The following is a 16,803-nucleotide window of genomic DNA, read 5'->3' as shown; positions in this document are numbered from 1 at the left end:
AGCACCGCTTCGATCGATCATCACGTCGGCGCAGCCGTTCTTCATTCCGATTCGGAAACCGGCAAGCCGAGCCGCCAACTCAAATTCCTGCGCGCCTGCATCTCGCAACGCGTGTAGAAGAAGTCCGTCAGATAGATGCGCGGACGCACGAGCAACCCGCGCAGAATGGTTCGCTCATGAAGGTCGTAGGCCTGGTCGTCAAGATCGGGACGCTCCGCCCGCAGACGCCGGCCGTCTTCGCGAAACCGGCTGCGGGAAGCGCCGAGCACGGCCAGGTCGATGTCGCAGACGAAACGGGCATCGAGTCCTGCGGCAATACCCGAGTGGGTCGTCGCGAGAATCATCGCGCAAATCTGGTCGCAGGCGCGGATTCGCTCGCCCGCCCGGCGCCGGAACCAGTCCGCGCTGTTCTGCTCGTTGTCCTTCGCGCCGGGCACGAAGATCACGTCATGGAACCAGAGCGCGAGTTCGACGGCGTCCGGTTCGGGAATCGACTCGCGTGCCAGGTCGAACTGGCGCAAGCATCGCCGCACGTGGACGAGCGTGTGGTAATGGCGCACCGGCTCCGCATAGCATCGCGCCAGCATCCGATAGACACCCTCGGCATCTGCCCCGCCGCTGCACGACCACAACGCGACGAACCGCTCCTGCATCCGGCTCACGTTCGCTCCTTGGCCCGGGGCGGGTGCGCATGATCGCCCCATGCCGACATTACCGCGATGCGTTCAGAGAAACTCCCTGCGGATGTCGATACTCGACCGCTGCCCGATGTTTCCGTAGTGATGCGCAAGCCATGCGTCGGCTTCGCGCCGACCGTGGTCATGCAGTTCGCTGAGAAATGCCCAATCCGCGTTGTACTTGCTCGATACGCTCAACGCGCACATGGCGTCGTCGGCGCGAATCGAATGGATCAGCATTTCCTTCATCTCGCCGCGATCGATCGTGCCCTGCTGGATCAGGTCGGTGACGAACGCGATCGCCCGCATCTCGCGCATCAGCGACGAATTGAAACTGATCTCGCTGATGCGATTGAGGATTTCCGCGGCCGTGATCGGCACGCCGCGTCGCACGAGCGGATTGATGTGCACGATCACGACGTCGCGCGTCGCGCAATTGTAGATGAGCGGATAGATGGCCGGATTGCCCATGTAGCCGCCGTCCCAGAAATATTCGCCATCGATCGAGACCGCCTGGAACAGTGTCGGCACGCATGCCGAGGCCAGCACCGCGTCCGCACTGACGTCCTCGCCCGTGAAGATGCGTATCTTTCCCGTCTCGACGTTGGTGGCGCACAGGTACAACCGGATCGGACAGTGCTTGCGCAGTGCGTCGAAATCGACGTGGCTTTCGAGCACTTCGCGCAGCGGATTCAGGTTGTTCGGATTGAACTGATACGGCGAAAAGACGCGCAGCATCATGTCGGCAAACGCATAGAGCGGCGAATGATCGAGCCCGAAGCTGTGGGTGCCCTTCAGCCACGGCACCCAGCGCAGCGGGTTGTAGTGCTCCGCCGATCGCGCGACCGCCTGCCAGAAGTCGTGCAGTGCCTGACGCGCGCCGTCTTCGCCGCCTTGTTGCAGCCCGTACGCGAACACGGTGGCGTTCATCGCGCCGGCACTGGTTGCACTGACACCCTCTATTTCGAGCCTGCCGTCTTCGAGCAGCCGGTCAAGCACGCCCCAGGTGAAGGCGCCGTGCATCCCGCCCCCCTGCAAGGCCAGCGCGATCTGTTTGCGCGGCAGATCGTTGCGGCGTCGTGTGTGCGTAATCGTCATGTCCGTCTCCCCAGTTCTTCGCTATACGGAACAACGGCCGGTCATGGACGGTACGTCGTCACGCGATACGTCGTCGTGCGTCGCAGGCCCATTCATTCTGCGCGCCCGTCCAAGGCATCCAGCAGCGCTTTCGCCTCTCGCAGATCGCACGTGTCGAATCCTTCCGTGAACCAGGCGTACACCTCGGACAGCGCCTGCCTTGCCTCGACAATCTTCCCCTGTCGTTGCAGTAGCCGAGCGAGGTCCGATGCTGCTCGCAATTCCAGCGCTCTGGCACCCTGCCGGCGCGCGCGCGCGATCGCCCGATGAAAACAGTCGACCGCTTCGTCTTCACGTGTGGCGGCAGCCCCCTTCTTGCTCGCCGCGCCGGCCAGATAGATTCCCGTGAGCCGGTACAGCTCGGCCTCGTAGCAATGCTCGCCGGAGTGCTCGACGATCGTCGTCGCCTCTTCCAGCATGTCCAGGGCGGCCCGCTCGTCACCCGCGCGCCAGTAACTGTCGGCGAGCAACGCAAGACAATAAGGCCGCTGATCTTCGCCGCCCGCTGCCCGCTGCGCGTCGAGGCCCAGCCGCATCTGCTCGATGCCGTCCTGGATGTCTCCTTGCGCGCTCATCGCCCAGCCTCGCAGAAGCGTCCCCCAGGCGAGCCAGTACGGCAATCCGTGCTCGGTCGACACGGCAATGACCGCGTCCGCGCGCTCGGCGGCAAGCATCGGCTCCCGCCTCAGTTGATGCAAGTGCGCCGTGTAGGTCAGACTGAACGCCAGAGACGGCCCATAAGAAAGATGCCGTGCGAGCGCAAGTGCTTCAACGCTGCGCTTGAGCGCCTGGTCGGGATACCCCTGAATCCACAAGGTCAGCACGAGGAAACTGAGCGCCCGGATACCGGGATCCACTCCATGTGCGAAGACGTGCGCCTGATGCTGCTCCGGATCGTAGATCGCAAGGGCCCGTTCCAGGTGTATGCGAGCCGTGCCGAAATCGCCCTGCAGAAAAAAGCACGAGCCCAGTGCACTGTGCGCCTCGACGAGGAGACCTGGATCATTCGCATTCCTTGCGGTTACGAGCATCTGCTTGCCGAGATCGGTCGCGAGAGCGTACTCGCCGCGCACCAGGTGGTACATCCGCAATCCCAGCTGCGTCGCAAAGCGCTGCGATGCCTCGCCCGTTCGCTCGCACAATTCGAGCGCACGCGTATAGGTCGTTCCAACCTCCGTCGCGCCATACCCGCGCACGTCCATCAGGACGGGGCCGAGGGAAAGCAGCACCGTCAGTTCCCAATGCGCACGCATGGGTGTGTCCGGCAGGCCCTTCAGCAACGCAAGCGCCGCTCCAAGATGATTCATCGCATCGTGATGGGCGGCATGGCGCAGCGCCTGCTGTGCCGCGCGATGCAGGTATTCGACTGCCTTGGGAATGTTTCCGCTCTGACCGTAGTGGTGCGCAAGTTCGCTGCAGTAATCGGCGATGCGTGTCGGGAACAGCATCTCGATCGCCTGCGCGGTGCGCTCGTGCAGCGTGGTGCGCCGCTCCGTGAGCAACGAGCGTCCGGCCACTTCCTGGGTCAGCGCGTGCTTGAACGAGTAATTGACTTCGGGAAAGGCCGGGCGCTCGAAGATGAACTCCGCTTCTTCCAGGTGGGCGAGCAGACGACGCAGTTCGTCGTCGCGCGCCGGCGCCTCACCGCAAATTTGCCGGATCAGACTGAACGGGAATTCGTGGCCAATCACCGCGAGCGCCTGCAGCAGCTCCTTTTCCTCGATGGGAAGCCGGTCGATACGCGCGGCCAGCACGCCCTGCACGGTGGTGGGAATGTGCAGCGTCGTCGGGGTCTCGACGATGTGATAACGCCCGGCATCGCCGAGCAGCGATTGCTCTTCCACGAGCGTCTGGACCACTTCCTCCATGAAGAACGGGTTGCCCTCCGTCTTCTCCAGAATGAGCTGCTTGAGCGGCACGAGCGTGCGATCCTCGCCGAGCAGCACCGCGAGCAGTCCTTGCGCATCGGACGGGCCAAGCGGTTCGAGCCGGATCCTGCTGCAATGATCCGCGCCGGCCCATGCGGGCTGATATTCGGGCCGGTAGTTCACGAGAAGCAGGATGCGTGCGTCGGGCACGTGGTCGACCAGGTAGGTGAGAAACGCTTCCGTTTCGCGGTCGAGCCATTGCAGATCCTCGAACAGCAAATGGACCGGCTGATTCCAGCTCTCTCGCACGAGAAGCTGCCTGATCGCGTCGAAGGTGCGGTCGCGCCGGATCTGCGGATCCATGTCGACGAGTACCGACCCGCCCTCGCCGATTCCAAGCAGATAGAGGACGTACGGCACGAGGTCCTCGAAACTGCGCTCGAGCGCGAGCGCCTTGCCGATGACCTTCTCCCGGCAGCGCCGCTCGTCGTCCTGCGTCGTGATCTGGAAATAGTTCTTCAGGAGTTCGATGAGCGGTAAATTGGGAAACGCCTTGCCGTGCGAGACCGAGAACGTCTCCAGCACCAGCGCGCCACGTCGCGAGCGCTCCTTGAACTCGTGGAACAGACGAGACTTCCCGACGCCCGCCTCCCCCACGACGCCGACGACGCGCCCGTGCCCCGACCTCATTGCCTCCAGCGCACGGTTCAGATGCTCCATTTCCGTCTCGCGACCGACGAAGCGCGCGAGACCGCGATGTGCCGCCAGTTGCAGGCGCGTGCGCAAAGCGCCCAGGCCAAGCACCTCGAATACGCACAGCGGCGCGGGAATGCCCTTGAGTTGTGTCGCGCCCAGCGCCTTGAACTCGAAATAGCCTTCAGCGAGCTTATGGGTGGACTCGCTGACGAGAATCGACGTGGGCGTGGCGATGCCCTCGATCCGCGACGCGATGTGGATCGTATGCCCGAGCGGATCGTATTCGGTGTGCAGGTCGACGGTGCGGATGGAACGGACGACGACTTCGCCCGTATGAACGCCGACGCGAATCTGCAGAGGAATGCCTTCCTGCAGACGAATGCGGTCGCCATGCTGCCGCATCGCCTGCTGCATGCGCAATGCGGCGAACAGCGCGCGCTGCGCATGGTCTTCGTGGGCGATCGGTGCGCCGAACAACGCGAGGATGCCGTCGCCGAGCGATTTCGCGACGTATCCCTCGTAGTAGTGGACCGCTTCCATCATCAGCTCGACCACGGGGACGATCAGGCGATGCGCCACTTCGGGATCGAGATCGTGGATCAGCGCGGTCGACCCGGCCATGTCGGCGAACAGCGCGGTCACGGTCTTGCGCTCGCCGGCGGGCTCGCCGCGCGCTTCCATGGCCGCGTGTTCGGCACGGATGCGCTCGGCAAGATGATCGGGCGTGTAATGAATCGGGGTGGGTGGCGGTTCGCGGCCCGACGGTCGGGAAAACGACGGCGCGGCGGCGGGCGGTGTCAGCGACGTTCCGCAATGGCTGCAGAAGCGGGCCGCCGGCGCCGCCTCATGCCCGCATTGCGGACACGTGCGGGACAGCACGGCCTGGCATTCCTGGCAGAACCTCGCACCGGGAGGATTCTCGGACCCGCATATTGTGCAGCGCATAAAACCCTCTTCCAGCCAAGGGTCGACCTCGAAACATTATGCGCCACTCCCTGCCGGGAATCAGGGCCGCGAGCGTGATCGTATGTGCCGACAGGGTGAGGGTCAGCACGCGTTCGGCCGTCAGTTCTCGCAGCGCGCGCGACACCGTCATCCGGGCCACACCGCAACGAGCAAAACACGATCAGGTGATCACGCCAACCTGCCAGGGCACGAATTCGTTCTGGCCGTAGCCGTGCAGCTCGCTTTTCGAGCGATTGCCGGACGCGCAGTCGAGCATGTGCTGGAAGATCGCGGCGCCGAGCTGGTCGACACTCGACGTGCCGTCGATCACCCCGCCGCAATCGATATCGATGTCGTCTTCCTGACGCACCCACAGCGCGGTATTCGTTGCAAGTTTCAACGACGGCGCCGGCGCACAGCCGTACGCCGAACCCCGCCCCGTCGTGAAGCAAATCAGGTTCGCGCCCGACGCGACTTGCCCCGTCGCCGACATCGGGTCGTAGCCGGGCGAATCCATGAAAACGAGGCCACGCGCATCGATACGCTGCGCATATTCGTATACGTCGACGAGATTCGTGGTTCCGGCCTTCGCGATCGCGCCGAGCGATTTCTCGAGGATCGTCGTGAGCCCGCCCGCCTTGTTGCCGGCCGACGGATTGTTGTCCAGCGCGGCGCCGTGACGTGCGCAATAGGCTTCCCACCACGCGATGCGCGCGAGCAGCTTTTCGCCGACGTCGCGGCTGACGGCACGCCGGGTGAGCAGATGCTCGGCGCCGTAGATTTCGGGCGTCTCGGAAAGGATCGCCGTACCGCCCTGCCGTACCAGCCGGTCGACGGCCGCCCCCAGCGCGGGATTCGCCGAGATGCCCGAGTAGCCGTCCGAGCCGCCGCACTGCAGCCCCACCACGAGATGCGCCGCCGGCATCGCGACCCGCACCGCACGGTTCGCGTCCGCGAGCATGTCCGTGACCATCGCGATGCCGCGCTCGATCGTCCTGCGCGTGCCGCCGCTCTCCTGGATCGTGAAGTGGTGCAGGCGCGCAGCATCCGCATGCCCGCCTTCGCGCAGCACGTCGCCGATCTGGTTGGTCTCGCAACCGAGACCGATGAACAGCACCGAGTGGAAATTCGGATGCGCGGCGTAGCCCGCCAGCGTGCGCCGAAGGATCGCGATTCCGTCTCCCCGCGAATCGATCCCGCAGCCGAGCCCGTGCGTGAGCGCGATCACGCCGTCGATGTCCGGATAGTCGGCCAGCGCCCGCGGGTTCACCTCTCGCCGGAAATGATCGGCGATCGCACGCGCCACTGTGGCGGAGCAATTGACGCTAGTCAGTATGCCGATGTAGTTGCGCGTCGCGATCCGTCCGTCGTCACGACGAATACCCAGGAAGGTCGCCGGTGTGTCGTCGAGACGCGTCGGACTCGCGGCAGCGCCGAACGCGTGCTCGCGCGCGAACTCGGCCATGCCGAGATTGTGCACGTGCACATGCTGACCGCGCGCGATCGTCTCGCGCGCGACGCCGATGATCTGGTTGTAGCGCCTGACCGGCTCGCCCTTCGCGATGTCGCGCACGGCCACCTTGTGGCCCGGCGGAATCAGGCCGGACACGGCGAGCGCCTCGGACGCGATCAGGTCGCCGGACACGAGCTGGCGCGTCGCGATCACGACATCGTCGTTCGGATGGAGTCGGATCGCAACCGGCCCGGTAGGGAAAAAAGACATGACGGTAATCCTGGACAAGATGGGTGGTTCCGCGCCGACAGGCCGCCTTGCGGCGCCGGCGAACGCTTCAGCGATGCGAACCGGCCTGCACGCCGCCCGTCCCGCTTTCCGCGCCCGCGTGCCCCATGCCGCGCAGCGAGCGCAGCAGCAGCACGCTGACGAAGCACAACGCCGCAACCACCACGAAGCCCGTGCGCGAATCGTGCGACGCCGCATCCGCGAACGCCTTGATCTGCGGCGACACGAAGCCGCCGAGATTGCCGATCGACACGATGAACGCAATGCCGCTCGCCGCGCCCGTCCCGCCGAGATAACGTGTCGGCAGGCACCAGAACACCGGCTGGCACGCAACCAGCCCGGGGATCGCGATGCAGAAGGCGAGCAGCGCCAGCACCGGCGTGTTGATCACGGATATCGATGCGAATGCGAGAATCCCGACCGTCAGCATGCCGGTCGCGACCTGCAGATGGTTGTCGTGGCGATCCGCGAATCGCGTCGCGACGATCATCGCCGCAATCGTGCACAGCCACGGAATCATCAGCAGCAACCCGATCTTTCCATCGATCTGGGTGCCCATCGTCGCGGCGAATTTCGACGGCAGATAGAACGCGAGCGGCGCATTGCCGATCTGGATGCAGAAGTACGCGGCAATGAAGGTCAGCACGCGACGGTCCTTCAGCACGCCGAACACGGCCGCGGACAGGTGCCGCGATTTCGCGCGCTCTTCCGCGTCGAGCGTGTCGCACAATGCGCGCTTCTCGTCGTCGGTCAGCCAGCGCGCGTCTTTCGGCCGGCTCGTCAGGTAGAAGAACGCGATCACGCCAACCACGGTCGCCATTAGCCCCTCGACCAGATACATCCATTGCCAGTTCCGCAGACCGAACATGTCATGCATCTGCAGCAGGAAGCCCGACAGCGGATTGCCGATCAGCATCGCGACGGGCACGCCGAAGTAGAACAGTCCGAGCGCGCGGGCGCGCCCCTTCGCAGGAAACCAGTAGGTCAGGTACAGGATGATGCCGGGAAAGAACCCGGCCTCCGCCGCGCCGAGCAGGAAGCGGATCGTATAGAACTGCGTCGGCGTATGCGCGAACATCATCGACGCCGAGACGAAGCCCCACGTCACCATGATCCGGCTCATCCACACGCGCGCGCCGATGCGATTCATGATGAGATTGCTCGGCACCTCGAACAATGCATAACCAATGAAGAAAATGCCGGCGCCGAATGCGAATGCCGCATCGCTCAAGCCCGTGTCGGCCTGATAGGCGAGCTTCGCGAAGCCGACGTTCGCGCGATCGATGAAGGCGAGCGCGTACATCAGCGTGAGGAACGGCAAGAGCCGGACGGCGGCCTTCCTGACCGCCCTGGCAAGGTGCTGCGATTGCTGCGAATCGTGGTTCATCGTTGTCTCCGATATGGTTCTTGTCGTGATGCCCGTTCGACTACGCTCGCCATTCGGGCCCGTCCGGGTACGCGAATGCATCGAGCGAAGCCGGCTTCATCGTGACGCCGTAACCAGGCGCCTCCTGAGGCATGTAGCGCCCGCGGCGAATCACGATCGGCGCCTCGAAATGCTCGTGAAGATGGTCGACGTATTCGAGCACACGCCGCTCCAGCGAGCGCGACACCGCGATATAGTCGAACATCACGATGTTCTGCGAGTACTGGCACAGGCCAACGCCGCCGCCGTGCGGGCACACCGGCACGCCGAACTTCGCCGCCATCAGCACGACGGCGAGCACTTCGTTGAGCCCGCCGAGCCGCGCGGGATCGAGCTGGCAGAAATCGAGCGCGCCGGCCTGGAAGAACTGCTTGAACATCACGCGGTTGTGCGCATGCTCGCCGGTCGCGACACCGATCGGCCCGATCCGCTGCCGGATCGCCGCATGACCAAGAATGTCGTCCGGGCTGGTGGGCTCCTCGATCCACCACGGATCGAACCGCGCGAGCACCCGCATGTTCGCGATCGCCTCGTCGACGCCCCAGTTCTGGTTCGCGTCCATCATCAGCTTGCGCTCCCAACCGAGTTCTTCGCGCAGGATGCGCGCACGCCGCACGTCCTGCTCGAGATCCGCGCCGACCTTCTGCTTCAGGTGGGTCCATCCGTCGGCCACGGCGGCGCGTGCGAGCGCACGCATCTTCTCCTCCGAATAACCGAGCCAGCCGGCCGCGGTCGTGTAGCCGGGAAAGCCGTGCTCGCGCATCTCCCGCTCGCGCTGCACCTTGCCGGGTGCGGCCCGGCGCAGCAACGCGACGGCCTCGTCGCGCGTCAGCACGTCGTCGATGTACGTGAAGTCGATGCAGTTCACGAGTTGTTCGGGCGGCATGTCGACCAGGAATTTCCAGACCGGCTTGCGCGCCGTTTTCGCCCAGAGATCCCAGATCGCGTTGATCAGCGCGGCCGTCGCGAGATGCACCACGCCCTTCTCCGGGCCGACCCAGCGCAACTGGCAGTCGCCCGCGACCATTTCGTGCCAGTACGCGCCAAAATCGGCCGTGATCTCGTCGAGCGACCGGCCGATCACGAACAGCTTCGCGAGCGCGTGCGCCGCGTCGACACACAGGTCGTTGCCGCGGCCGATCGTAAACGTGAGCCCGTGCCCGCGAAGGCCGTCACCGGCATCGGTGACGAGCGTCACGTAGGTTGCCGAATAGTCGGAGTTGCCGTTCATTGCATCCGAGCCGTCCATGCTCCTGGACGTTGGAAAGCGAATGTCACGTACCAGCACATCGATAATGCGTGTCGTCATCGTTGCGTGTCTCCATTCCATTTCATTTGATTTCACTTCGCTGGATGCCGGCCCGGACGCCCGCTCACCCGAGCGCCGCGATCAGGTACGGCTGCGCGACCGATAGCTTCAGCATGCGCGCCATCTCGACCACCGGGCGCAGGCGCCGTGTCTTCTTCATGTCGTGATTGCCCGCGATATCGGCCAGCCGATGCGCGAGGAACGGGTTCAGGAAGCGTTCGCGCACGTCATCGAGGTAGGCCAGCGCCGCGTCGCGCTCGCCGAGCGCATCGAACACCGGCATCACCTCTTCGCTCCATACCGCCTCGAGCGGTGCGCGGTACGCGGGATCGCCCATCGCCGCGCCCACCGTCATGTCAGGCGAGCCGCCGCGCGTGCGCCATTGTTCGGCGAGTACCGTATGCCCGAGATTGAGCAGCAGCAGCTTCAGGCGCTCGTAGCGTTCGAGATCGTCGGTCACGACGATGTCGGGGTGCTCGCACGGCAGCGTCATCCCCGCCGTGCGCCGCACCGCCCACAACGCATACGGTTCGGCGATCGCGCCGACCGGGTGAATCGGCTCCGACACGATCCGGTCGACGAGCGAGTTGACCCACGCGCAGCCGTCGATCAGGTAATCGACGAAAGCCGCGTCCGCGCGCCAGCCCCGCGCGACGGCAACCACCAGGTCGCGCAGCGTGTCGCCGTTGCGCGCGACGAGTTCGCACGGCAGCAGCGTGACGGGTGCCCCGCCCGCGCGGAAACGCTCGTGCAGCAGCACCGCGAGCTTCGCCGCGAAACCGCGCGGCGCGCGGTGGCCGGCAAGCAGATCGGCCCCGTCGTCGTCGAACGGCGCATAGCCGCTGTCGCCGGTGTTGGACACGATGGCCCGGACCTCGCATGCGACGCGCTCGCGCAACCGCGCCCAGTCGTCCGCCGCATGCAACGCTTCCGTGATCGCCGTGCAGTCGACCTCGCGATCGATCGTCTCGCCGTGCCGCCGGCCGCGAATCCGCACCGGGTAGCGCCCGGTCGCGCGCAACGCATCGATGCGGGCACGGCTTTCCGCGCTCGACGTCGTCTGCACCACGGTGATCGCACCGAGTGCGCGGCTGGCTGCCAGCGCTTCCGACACGAACAGGTCGACGTGCGCCTGGAGGAAGCGGCTGGTGCCGAACTGCAGGATCGGGTTGCCCATCGGTTCGCGCTCCGCGTTCAGCATTCGACGAGTGCCTTGATCACGCCGGCGTCCGGTTCGAGGAGTTCCGCGAACCGGACGGGCAAGTCCGCGAGCGTCAGCGCGTGCGTCTTCAGCGCGTCGGTCGGCACCCGCCCCGCACGCATTGCGTCGAGCACGGTTTCGAAATCGGCCGGCGTCGCGTTGCGGCTCGCGAGCAGCGTCGTCTCGCGCTTGTGGAATTCCGGGTCGGAGAACGAAATGCGGCCCTTCACGAGCGAGATCAGCACGTACTTCCCGCCGTGCGCGACGAAGTCCAGGCCGCGCTCCATTGCGACGAGATTGCCGGTGGCGTCGAACACGACATCGAAGAATTCGCCGTCGGTGAGCGCCGCGAGGCGCTCGACATCGGCGCCGGCCCCGCTCGTGTCGAGCGGCACGGTGGCGTGTGCGCCCAGCGCCGCCGCGCAGACCGCCAGCCGGTCCGCGCGGCCGTCGAGCACGCTGACCTGCGCGCCGCGCAGCATGGCGAAGATCAGCGCGGCCATGCCGATCGGGCCCGCGCCGACAACCAGCACGCGTTGCCCGGCCCGGACCTCGGCACGCGCGACCGCGTGCGCGCCGATCGCGAGGAATTCGATCATCGCGGCCTGGTCGAGCGTGACGCCGTTGGCCGCGAACACGAAGGCCTGCGGAACGGCGAGGTATTCGACCATGCCGCCGTCGGCGTGCACGCCCAGCACCTGGATCCGGGTGCAGCAATTGGTCTTGCCCGCACGGCACGCGACACACGTTCCGCACGACAGATACGGCATCACGTAGACCTGGTCGCCGGCCTTGACGCGTGCGCCCGCCGGCGCCGTCTCGACGACGCCGGCCAGCTCGTGCCCCATCACCCTGGGATAGGCGAGGTACGGCTGGTTGCCGGTGAAGATATGCATGTCGGTGCCGCATACACCAACCCGCTTCACGCGGATCAGGACATCGTCGGGGCCCACGGCCGGCACCGGGCGCTCGGCAACGACCAGACGACCGGGTTCTTCACAAATGACGGTTCTCATCGGTATCTCTGTAATGGGTGAAACAGGACGATGTGGCGCGCGGCACCACCAAATTGGCCTGACCAAACACATGCTATTGGTCTGGCCACCATTGGTCAAGCCAATCGCCGGGAATTTGGGGAAATCCCTAAAAGGCATGGTGACAAAGCGCGCATCGGGTGGCTCGAATACGCTCACCTTGCCGCTTTTTCATTGGGCGCAAAGCGGAATCGGCAAGAACCGACTGGATTGAAAACTTGGTAAGGCCAATTTATCCATCCAGCTCCCTGCGACATCGGAAGGCGCCATCGACTTCGTCTGAATTGGTCAGGCCATTCAAAGTGCAGTAGACTGATCGCTTCGGAACAGACATCCGCGGTATGCGGCAAGGGGGAGCATTGCTGGACCAGTTCAAACAGGTGGATACACGCCGCCTGTATCAGCGCATCGCCGACCAGATTCGTTCGCTCATCGATGCGGGGCGGTTCGCCGACGGAGAACGCCTGCCGCCCGAGCGGGATCTGGCTCAGCAGCTGGGCGTGTCACGCCCGTCGGTTCGAGAGGCGCTCATCGCGCTGGAAATCGAAGGCATCGTCGAAGTCCGGATGGGCTCCGGCGTGTTCGTGTGCCCTCCAGCGAAGGCGTCGAATACCGCGGCGACACCGCTGGGCGAAAACCCGATCGAACTGACAAGCGCCCGCGCCGCACTCGAAGGCAGCGTCGTCGAACTCGCATGCGCACACGCGACGCCCGAACGGCTGGCGCCCGTGCGCCGCGCGGTCGATGCAATGCGGTCCGCCATCGCGGAAGGCCGTTCCCCGCTGCAGCACGATCGAGAATTTCACGTCGCGATTGCAGCGATGACCGGCAATTCGGTGCTGGTCAGGCTGGTGGGCGAACTGTTCGACGGACGCCACAGTCCGATCTCGTCGCGCGTCAGCGCGCGCACCGAAAGCAGGCAGACATGGGCCAAGGCGTTCGACGAACACGAGTCCATTCTTCACGCGCTGGAAAACGGCGAGGTGCTGATGGCCCAGGCGGCCATGCGCACGCATCTCTATGCATCGCAACGACGCTGGCTGGAACAGGAGCGAAACTAACGCTGGCGGGCCGTCCATGAAACGCGTGCGTCCCGCGAACCAAACGGTTCGGCATCCTGCTTGAATGCGGCATTCGCGCGGAAGATCGCCGGGAAACCGGTATCGGGCGCCAGGTTGACGTTGCCGTCGCGGCCCGACGACGGCCTGAAATCGGGCTGCTACGAATCCGCCCCGCCTCCGGCGATCTCGATCGACGTCTCCCAGCGGAAATAGCCGGACACGGCACCATCGCGGTCCAGTACGGCGAAATCGGCCGTACACGTGGTGGCGCCCGCGGCCAGCACATCGCTGCGCCAGTAGTGGTCCGGCATCGGCCGGCACTGTGGATGGAGCAGGTCGTCGTCGGACGGCACCGGTGTCGCGGCATCGCGCACCTCCGGTTCGATCGGCGCGACGATGCCGGCATCCTTCAACGCGAACCGGATGAACAGAACGCTCGCTTCGGCACGCAGCGCCAGCGCCGTTTCGCGCAGGCGGAGCTGGTCGCCCGGCGACAAGCCGGCAAAGAGCCGGCTGTCGTTGCGGCCGAGCGGCCCGGTGTCGCCGGGGCTCACCACGTAGATGTGCCGGCCGTCGATCACGGTCGGCATATCGGCGTTCCGGCTCGCATCGGGATAGGTCGACAGCAGCGTGACGGCATCGACGATCGCAAGCACATCGCAACGAAGACCAGACATGGCACGTCCTCCGGAACGGGAATATGACGCGAGCGACCGCCACGCGGCCGCCCGCCGGCCGAGATCAGTTGTGGATCGAGATGAACGGATCCCACTGATAGCAACCCAGCGACTGGCAGTTGCGGTCGATGATCTGGAAGTAGAAGTGGTAGGTGACGCGGCCTTCCGACAGCGTTTCCGACGACCAGTAGTAGTTGTCCACCTTCTGGCAGGTCGGCGTCGACGGTGAGCTCGGATTCGGAATCGGGATCGATGCGGTGGCCTTGCGCGGCGTCGGCGTCGAAATCAGGTCCTTGCCCTGGTTGGCGATGAAGCCGTAGAAGACCACCTGCTTCTCGAAGCCCAGGGACAAGCTCGTTTCGCGCCATCGGATCAGGTCGCCCACCTGGGCTTTCAGGTCAAGTTCGCCGCCCGCCTGGCCGGAAACGACGTTGTCCTGGTTCGTGACCATGTACACGTGCTTCCAGTCGATCAGCGTCGGGTTTTTCGGATCCCGGCTGGGATTCGGATATTTCTGGAGAATCGTTTCGGTATCGATCGAGACGAGCACATCGGTAACGCGTGACATAGGAACTCCCGTTCAGGTAAATGGGGCTGCCGGTGCGCGGACTGTTCCATACGACTTCCGATCGCCGATCGAATGAAGAATCGCATGAAACCTTGAAAATTCAATTTGCCAACGCGATTTAAATTTACATCGATCAGCAATCCGATAAACCTGTAAACGCTGACAGCTCCCACCTGATTTTATAGAGACCGTTATTTAATAAAACAATATTATCAATTGTCTCAACACTTCATGCAGTCCGCGATAAAGCAAAGTCGACGGGGCAGGCGCGGCCGCAAGGCTGGCGACGCGCAGACCAAGAGGAACACTCCACCGTTTCAGCAGTATTTCTATTAACATCACCCTTTCCTAAAAAAACCTCATTCACTTGATACGCAAATATGTGAATTGAATCCAGAATTCCACACCAAATCAAAACAAAAAGGATCGTGCGCGCAACGCGCATTATTTCGCCCCGCACGCCACCAGACACGATTAATAAAAAAACCGAACCATAACCACTCCCGTTACTCGACATTGTCCGAAACGTCCGTCATCCGGATCATGTGCGGCTTCACCCCCTCATCGTCCGCCGCCTCCTCCTTCGGATGGATCAGTGCTTCGAGCCGCGCCTTCGTCGCGATGAATTCGGGCGTATTGACCTGCGAATAGTCCCGCGGCCGCGCCACCGGCACCTCGATCAGTTCCTGCACGCCGCCCGGGTTCGCCTTGAGCACGAGAATCCGGTCCGCGAGGAAGATCGCCTCGTCGAGATCGTGCGTGATGAACAGGATCGTCACGTCGATATTGCGCCAGATGTCGAGCAGGTGTGTCTGCATCCGCGCACGCGTCTGCGCGTCGAGCGCGCCGAACGGCTCGTCCATCAGCAGGATGCGCGGACGGTTCGCGAGCGCGCGGGCGATCGCCACGCGCTGCTTCATGCCACCCGACAACTGATGCGGATACACGTCGGCGAAACGCGTCAGTCCGACCAGGTCGAGCCACTGCAGCGCCTCGCGCTCGGCTTCGCCGCCGCTGCTGCCATTCATTCGGAGGCCGAACATCACGTTCTTCTTCACGGTGAGCCACGGAAACAGCGTATAGCCCTGGAACACCATCCCGCGATCGGCGCCCGGCCCCTGCACGGGCTTGCCGTCCAGCAGCACCTCGCCGCTCGTCTGCGCCTCGAGCCCCGCCAGGATGCGAATCAGCGTCGACTTGCCGCAGCCGGACGGACCGATCACGCACACGAACTCGCGCCGGTGGGTGCGGAAGCTGATGTCGTCGAGCGCGACGCACTCGCCCTGCGGCGTCGCGAAACGCTTGCCGACATGCCGCACGTCGAGAATCACGTCGCGGGCTTTGAGTCGCGCGAAGCGCTCGCGCACCGCGTCGGATTGAATCAGGTAATCGGGAACGGCTTGCGGATTCTGCATGATGCCCTCTACGGAAATCGGTCGATGGATGCGCGTCGACGGGCGTCACGCCCTCAGCGTGCGGTCCCATGGAAACAGCTTGCGGCCGAGCAGTCCGAGCGCGATGTCGGTGCCGAGGCCGATGATCCCGATCATCAGGATCGCCGCGTATACGTTGTCGAAATGCTGGTAGCGCGCCTGCTGGCTGATGTACCACGTGATGCCCGAGCTCGTGCCGACGAGTTCGGCCACGATCAGGTAGGTCCACGCCCAGCCGAGCAGGATCCGCTGGTCGCGATACAGATCCGGCAGCACACCCGGAATCACGACGTGCGTGAGCAGCTGGAGCTTCTTCGTGCCGAGCGTCATCGCGGCCTCGAACAGCCCGTATTCGAGCTTGCGCGTCGTGTTCGCAATGATCAGCACCTGCTGGAACAGCGTGCCGATCACGATGATCGCGACCTTCGGCGCGTCGTAAATGCCGAGGATCGCGACCATCAGCGCGCCGAATGCCGGCGCCGGCAGATAGCGGAAGAACTCCAGGAACGGCTCCTGCAGCCGCGCGAGCGCGCTGAAAGTGCCACAGACGATGCCGAGCGGCACGCCGATCGCGGACGAGATCACGAAGCCCCAGAAGATGATCCGGATGCTGTGCCAGAGGCTCTCGTGCAGCCACACGCCATCACGCGATGCGGGCGGCGTCGTGAACGCCGTGTAGAACGCTCGGAGCACCTGATGCGGCGCAGGCAGGTACACCGGGTTCGCGCGCACGCCCTCGGGCACGGCCGCGTGCGTCGCACGCGCATGCGCGAGCTCGTCGTCGAACACGTCGCGGTCGATCTGCATGCCGGTCTGGAAATAGTCGACACTTCCCGGATTCGTGATGCGCATTTGCGGATGCCAGACGAACGGCACATAGCTGATCAGACACCAGACGGCGAACGGCAGCAGAAAGGACGCCAGGCCGAGCGTCCATTTGCCGCGCGCCGTCAGCTCGCGTCGAACGGCGAGCCAGCCGGTCGTGTTGCGGGTCGTTGACATGGGAATCTCCGTATCGTTTCGGGTGCCG

The 16,803-nt window shown here is 64.5% G+C and carries 14 protein-coding genes; 2 read left to right on the top strand and 12 right to left on the bottom strand.

Going from position 1 to position 16,803, the window contains the following annotated elements; translation table 11 throughout:
- Positions 1-41: 41 nt before the first annotated feature.
- The 8 genes from LGM71_RS25735 to LGM71_RS25700 form a co-directional block, all read right to left on the bottom strand.
- Positions 42-662 carry a hypothetical protein gene (locus tag LGM71_RS25735; RefSeq protein ID WP_226117236.1) on the bottom strand — a complete coding sequence of 207 codons (621 nt, stop codon included), beginning with the start codon at positions 660-662 and terminating at the stop codon, positions 42-44.
- Between the two features lie 63 nt (positions 663-725).
- Positions 726-1,775, bottom strand: coding sequence for a patatin-like phospholipase family protein (locus LGM71_RS25730; protein WP_124902573.1), 1,050 nt, complete (start codon positions 1,773-1,775; stop codon positions 726-728).
- A 92-nt stretch (positions 1,776-1,867) separates the two neighbouring features.
- Complete coding sequence (locus LGM71_RS25725; protein WP_226117235.1) at positions 1,868-5,323, bottom strand: adenylate/guanylate cyclase domain-containing protein; 3,456 nt, start codon at positions 5,321-5,323, stop codon at positions 1,868-1,870.
- 181 nt (positions 5,324-5,504) lie between these two features.
- Positions 5,505-7,046 (bottom strand): UxaA family hydrolase, encoded by a 1,542-nt coding sequence (locus LGM71_RS25720; protein ID WP_124902571.1) that lies wholly within the window; start codon positions 7,044-7,046, stop codon positions 5,505-5,507.
- A gap of 67 nt (positions 7,047-7,113) precedes the next feature.
- Entirely contained in the window at positions 7,114-8,451 is a 1,338-nt protein-coding gene (locus LGM71_RS25715; RefSeq protein ID WP_124902570.1) for an MFS transporter, read from the bottom strand.
- 40 nt (positions 8,452-8,491) lie between these two features.
- Positions 8,492-9,799 (bottom strand): enolase C-terminal domain-like protein, encoded by a 1,308-nt coding sequence (locus tag LGM71_RS25710; protein WP_226117234.1) that lies wholly within the window; start codon positions 9,797-9,799, stop codon positions 8,492-8,494.
- 64 nt (positions 9,800-9,863) lie between these two features.
- Positions 9,864-10,976: a mannitol dehydrogenase family protein gene (locus LGM71_RS25705; RefSeq protein WP_226117233.1), complete on the bottom strand. Its 1,113-nt coding sequence runs from the start codon at positions 10,974-10,976 to the stop codon at positions 9,864-9,866.
- Between the two features lie 17 nt (positions 10,977-10,993).
- The gene (locus LGM71_RS25700; protein WP_226117225.1) at positions 10,994-12,016 is read right to left on the bottom strand and encodes a zinc-binding alcohol dehydrogenase family protein; all 1,023 of its coding nucleotides are present in this window, start codon (positions 12,014-12,016) and stop codon (positions 10,994-10,996) included.
- Here LGM71_RS25700 and LGM71_RS25695 point away from each other — a divergent pair.
- Positions 12,003-12,248: a hypothetical protein gene (locus tag LGM71_RS25695; RefSeq protein ID WP_174912656.1), complete on the top strand. Its 246-nt coding sequence runs from the start codon at positions 12,003-12,005 to the stop codon at positions 12,246-12,248. The two genes, LGM71_RS25700 and LGM71_RS25695, sit on opposite strands and share 14 nt — an antisense overlap.
- Positions 12,249-12,393: 145 nt before the next feature.
- Positions 12,394-13,095: a FadR/GntR family transcriptional regulator gene (locus LGM71_RS25690; protein ID WP_226117223.1), complete on the top strand. Its 702-nt coding sequence runs from the start codon at positions 12,394-12,396 to the stop codon at positions 13,093-13,095.
- A gap of 158 nt (positions 13,096-13,253) precedes the next feature.
- Here the strand turns inward: LGM71_RS25690 and LGM71_RS25685 are convergent, their stop codons facing one another.
- The 4 genes from LGM71_RS25685 to LGM71_RS25670 form a co-directional block, all read right to left on the bottom strand.
- On the bottom strand, positions 13,254-13,772 hold the full coding sequence (locus LGM71_RS25685; protein WP_124627174.1) for an AidA/PixA family protein: 519 nt from the start codon (positions 13,770-13,772) through the stop codon (positions 13,254-13,256).
- Between the two features lie 64 nt (positions 13,773-13,836).
- Positions 13,837-14,340: an inclusion body family protein gene (locus tag LGM71_RS25680; RefSeq protein WP_126224699.1), complete on the bottom strand. Its 504-nt coding sequence runs from the start codon at positions 14,338-14,340 to the stop codon at positions 13,837-13,839.
- Positions 14,341-14,846: 506 nt separating this feature from the next.
- Positions 14,847-15,755 carry an ABC transporter ATP-binding protein gene (locus LGM71_RS25675; protein ID WP_059606234.1) on the bottom strand — a complete coding sequence of 303 codons (909 nt, stop codon included), beginning with the start codon at positions 15,753-15,755 and terminating at the stop codon, positions 14,847-14,849.
- 45 nt (positions 15,756-15,800) lie between these two features.
- A complete protein-coding gene (locus LGM71_RS25670; RefSeq protein WP_059606232.1) occupies positions 15,801-16,775 on the bottom strand; it encodes an ABC transporter permease in 975 nt (324 codons plus the stop codon).
- Positions 16,776-16,803: the final 28 nt, after the last annotated feature.

This window comes from Burkholderia sp. AU33545, from assembly GCF_020419685.1.
GTDB classification, from domain to species: Bacteria; Pseudomonadota; Gammaproteobacteria; order Burkholderiales; family Burkholderiaceae; genus Burkholderia; species Burkholderia diffusa.
The sequence above is the reverse complement of the archived record's forward strand: the minus strand, read 5'-3'. Positions and strand labels throughout refer to the sequence as shown.

Bases quoted from the DNA above. Each gene is read 5' to 3' on its own strand.
- LGM71_RS25730 (WP_124902573.1), bottom strand. From the start codon at position 1,775: ATGACGATTACGCACACACGACGCCGCAACGATCTGCCGCGCAAACAG.
- LGM71_RS25725 (WP_226117235.1), bottom strand. From the start codon at position 5,323: ATGCGCTGCACAATATGCGGGTCCGAGAATCCTCCCGGTGCGAGGTTC.
- LGM71_RS25720 (WP_124902571.1), bottom strand. From the start codon at position 7,046: ATGTCTTTTTTCCCTACCGGGCCGGTTGCGATCCGACTCCATCCGAAC.
- LGM71_RS25715 (WP_124902570.1), bottom strand. From the start codon at position 8,451: ATGAACCACGATTCGCAGCAATCGCAGCACCTTGCCAGGGCGGTCAGG.
- LGM71_RS25710 (WP_226117234.1), bottom strand. From the start codon at position 9,799: ATGACGACACGCATTATCGATGTGCTGGTACGTGACATTCGCTTTCCA.
- LGM71_RS25705 (WP_226117233.1), bottom strand. From the start codon at position 10,976: ATGGGCAACCCGATCCTGCAGTTCGGCACCAGCCGCTTCCTCCAGGCG.
- LGM71_RS25695 (WP_174912656.1), top strand. From the start codon at position 12,003: ATGACGGTTCTCATCGGTATCTCTGTAATGGGTGAAACAGGACGATGT.
- LGM71_RS25700 (WP_226117225.1), bottom strand. From the start codon at position 12,016: ATGAGAACCGTCATTTGTGAAGAACCCGGTCGTCTGGTCGTTGCCGAG.
- LGM71_RS25685 (WP_124627174.1), bottom strand. From the start codon at position 13,772: ATGTCTGGTCTTCGTTGCGATGTGCTTGCGATCGTCGATGCCGTCACG.
- LGM71_RS25680 (WP_126224699.1), bottom strand. From the start codon at position 14,340: ATGTCACGCGTTACCGATGTGCTCGTCTCGATCGATACCGAAACGATT.
- LGM71_RS25675 (WP_059606234.1), bottom strand. From the start codon at position 15,755: ATGCAGAATCCGCAAGCCGTTCCCGATTACCTGATTCAATCCGACGCG.
- LGM71_RS25670 (WP_059606232.1), bottom strand. From the start codon at position 16,775: ATGTCAACGACCCGCAACACGACCGGCTGGCTCGCCGTTCGACGCGAG.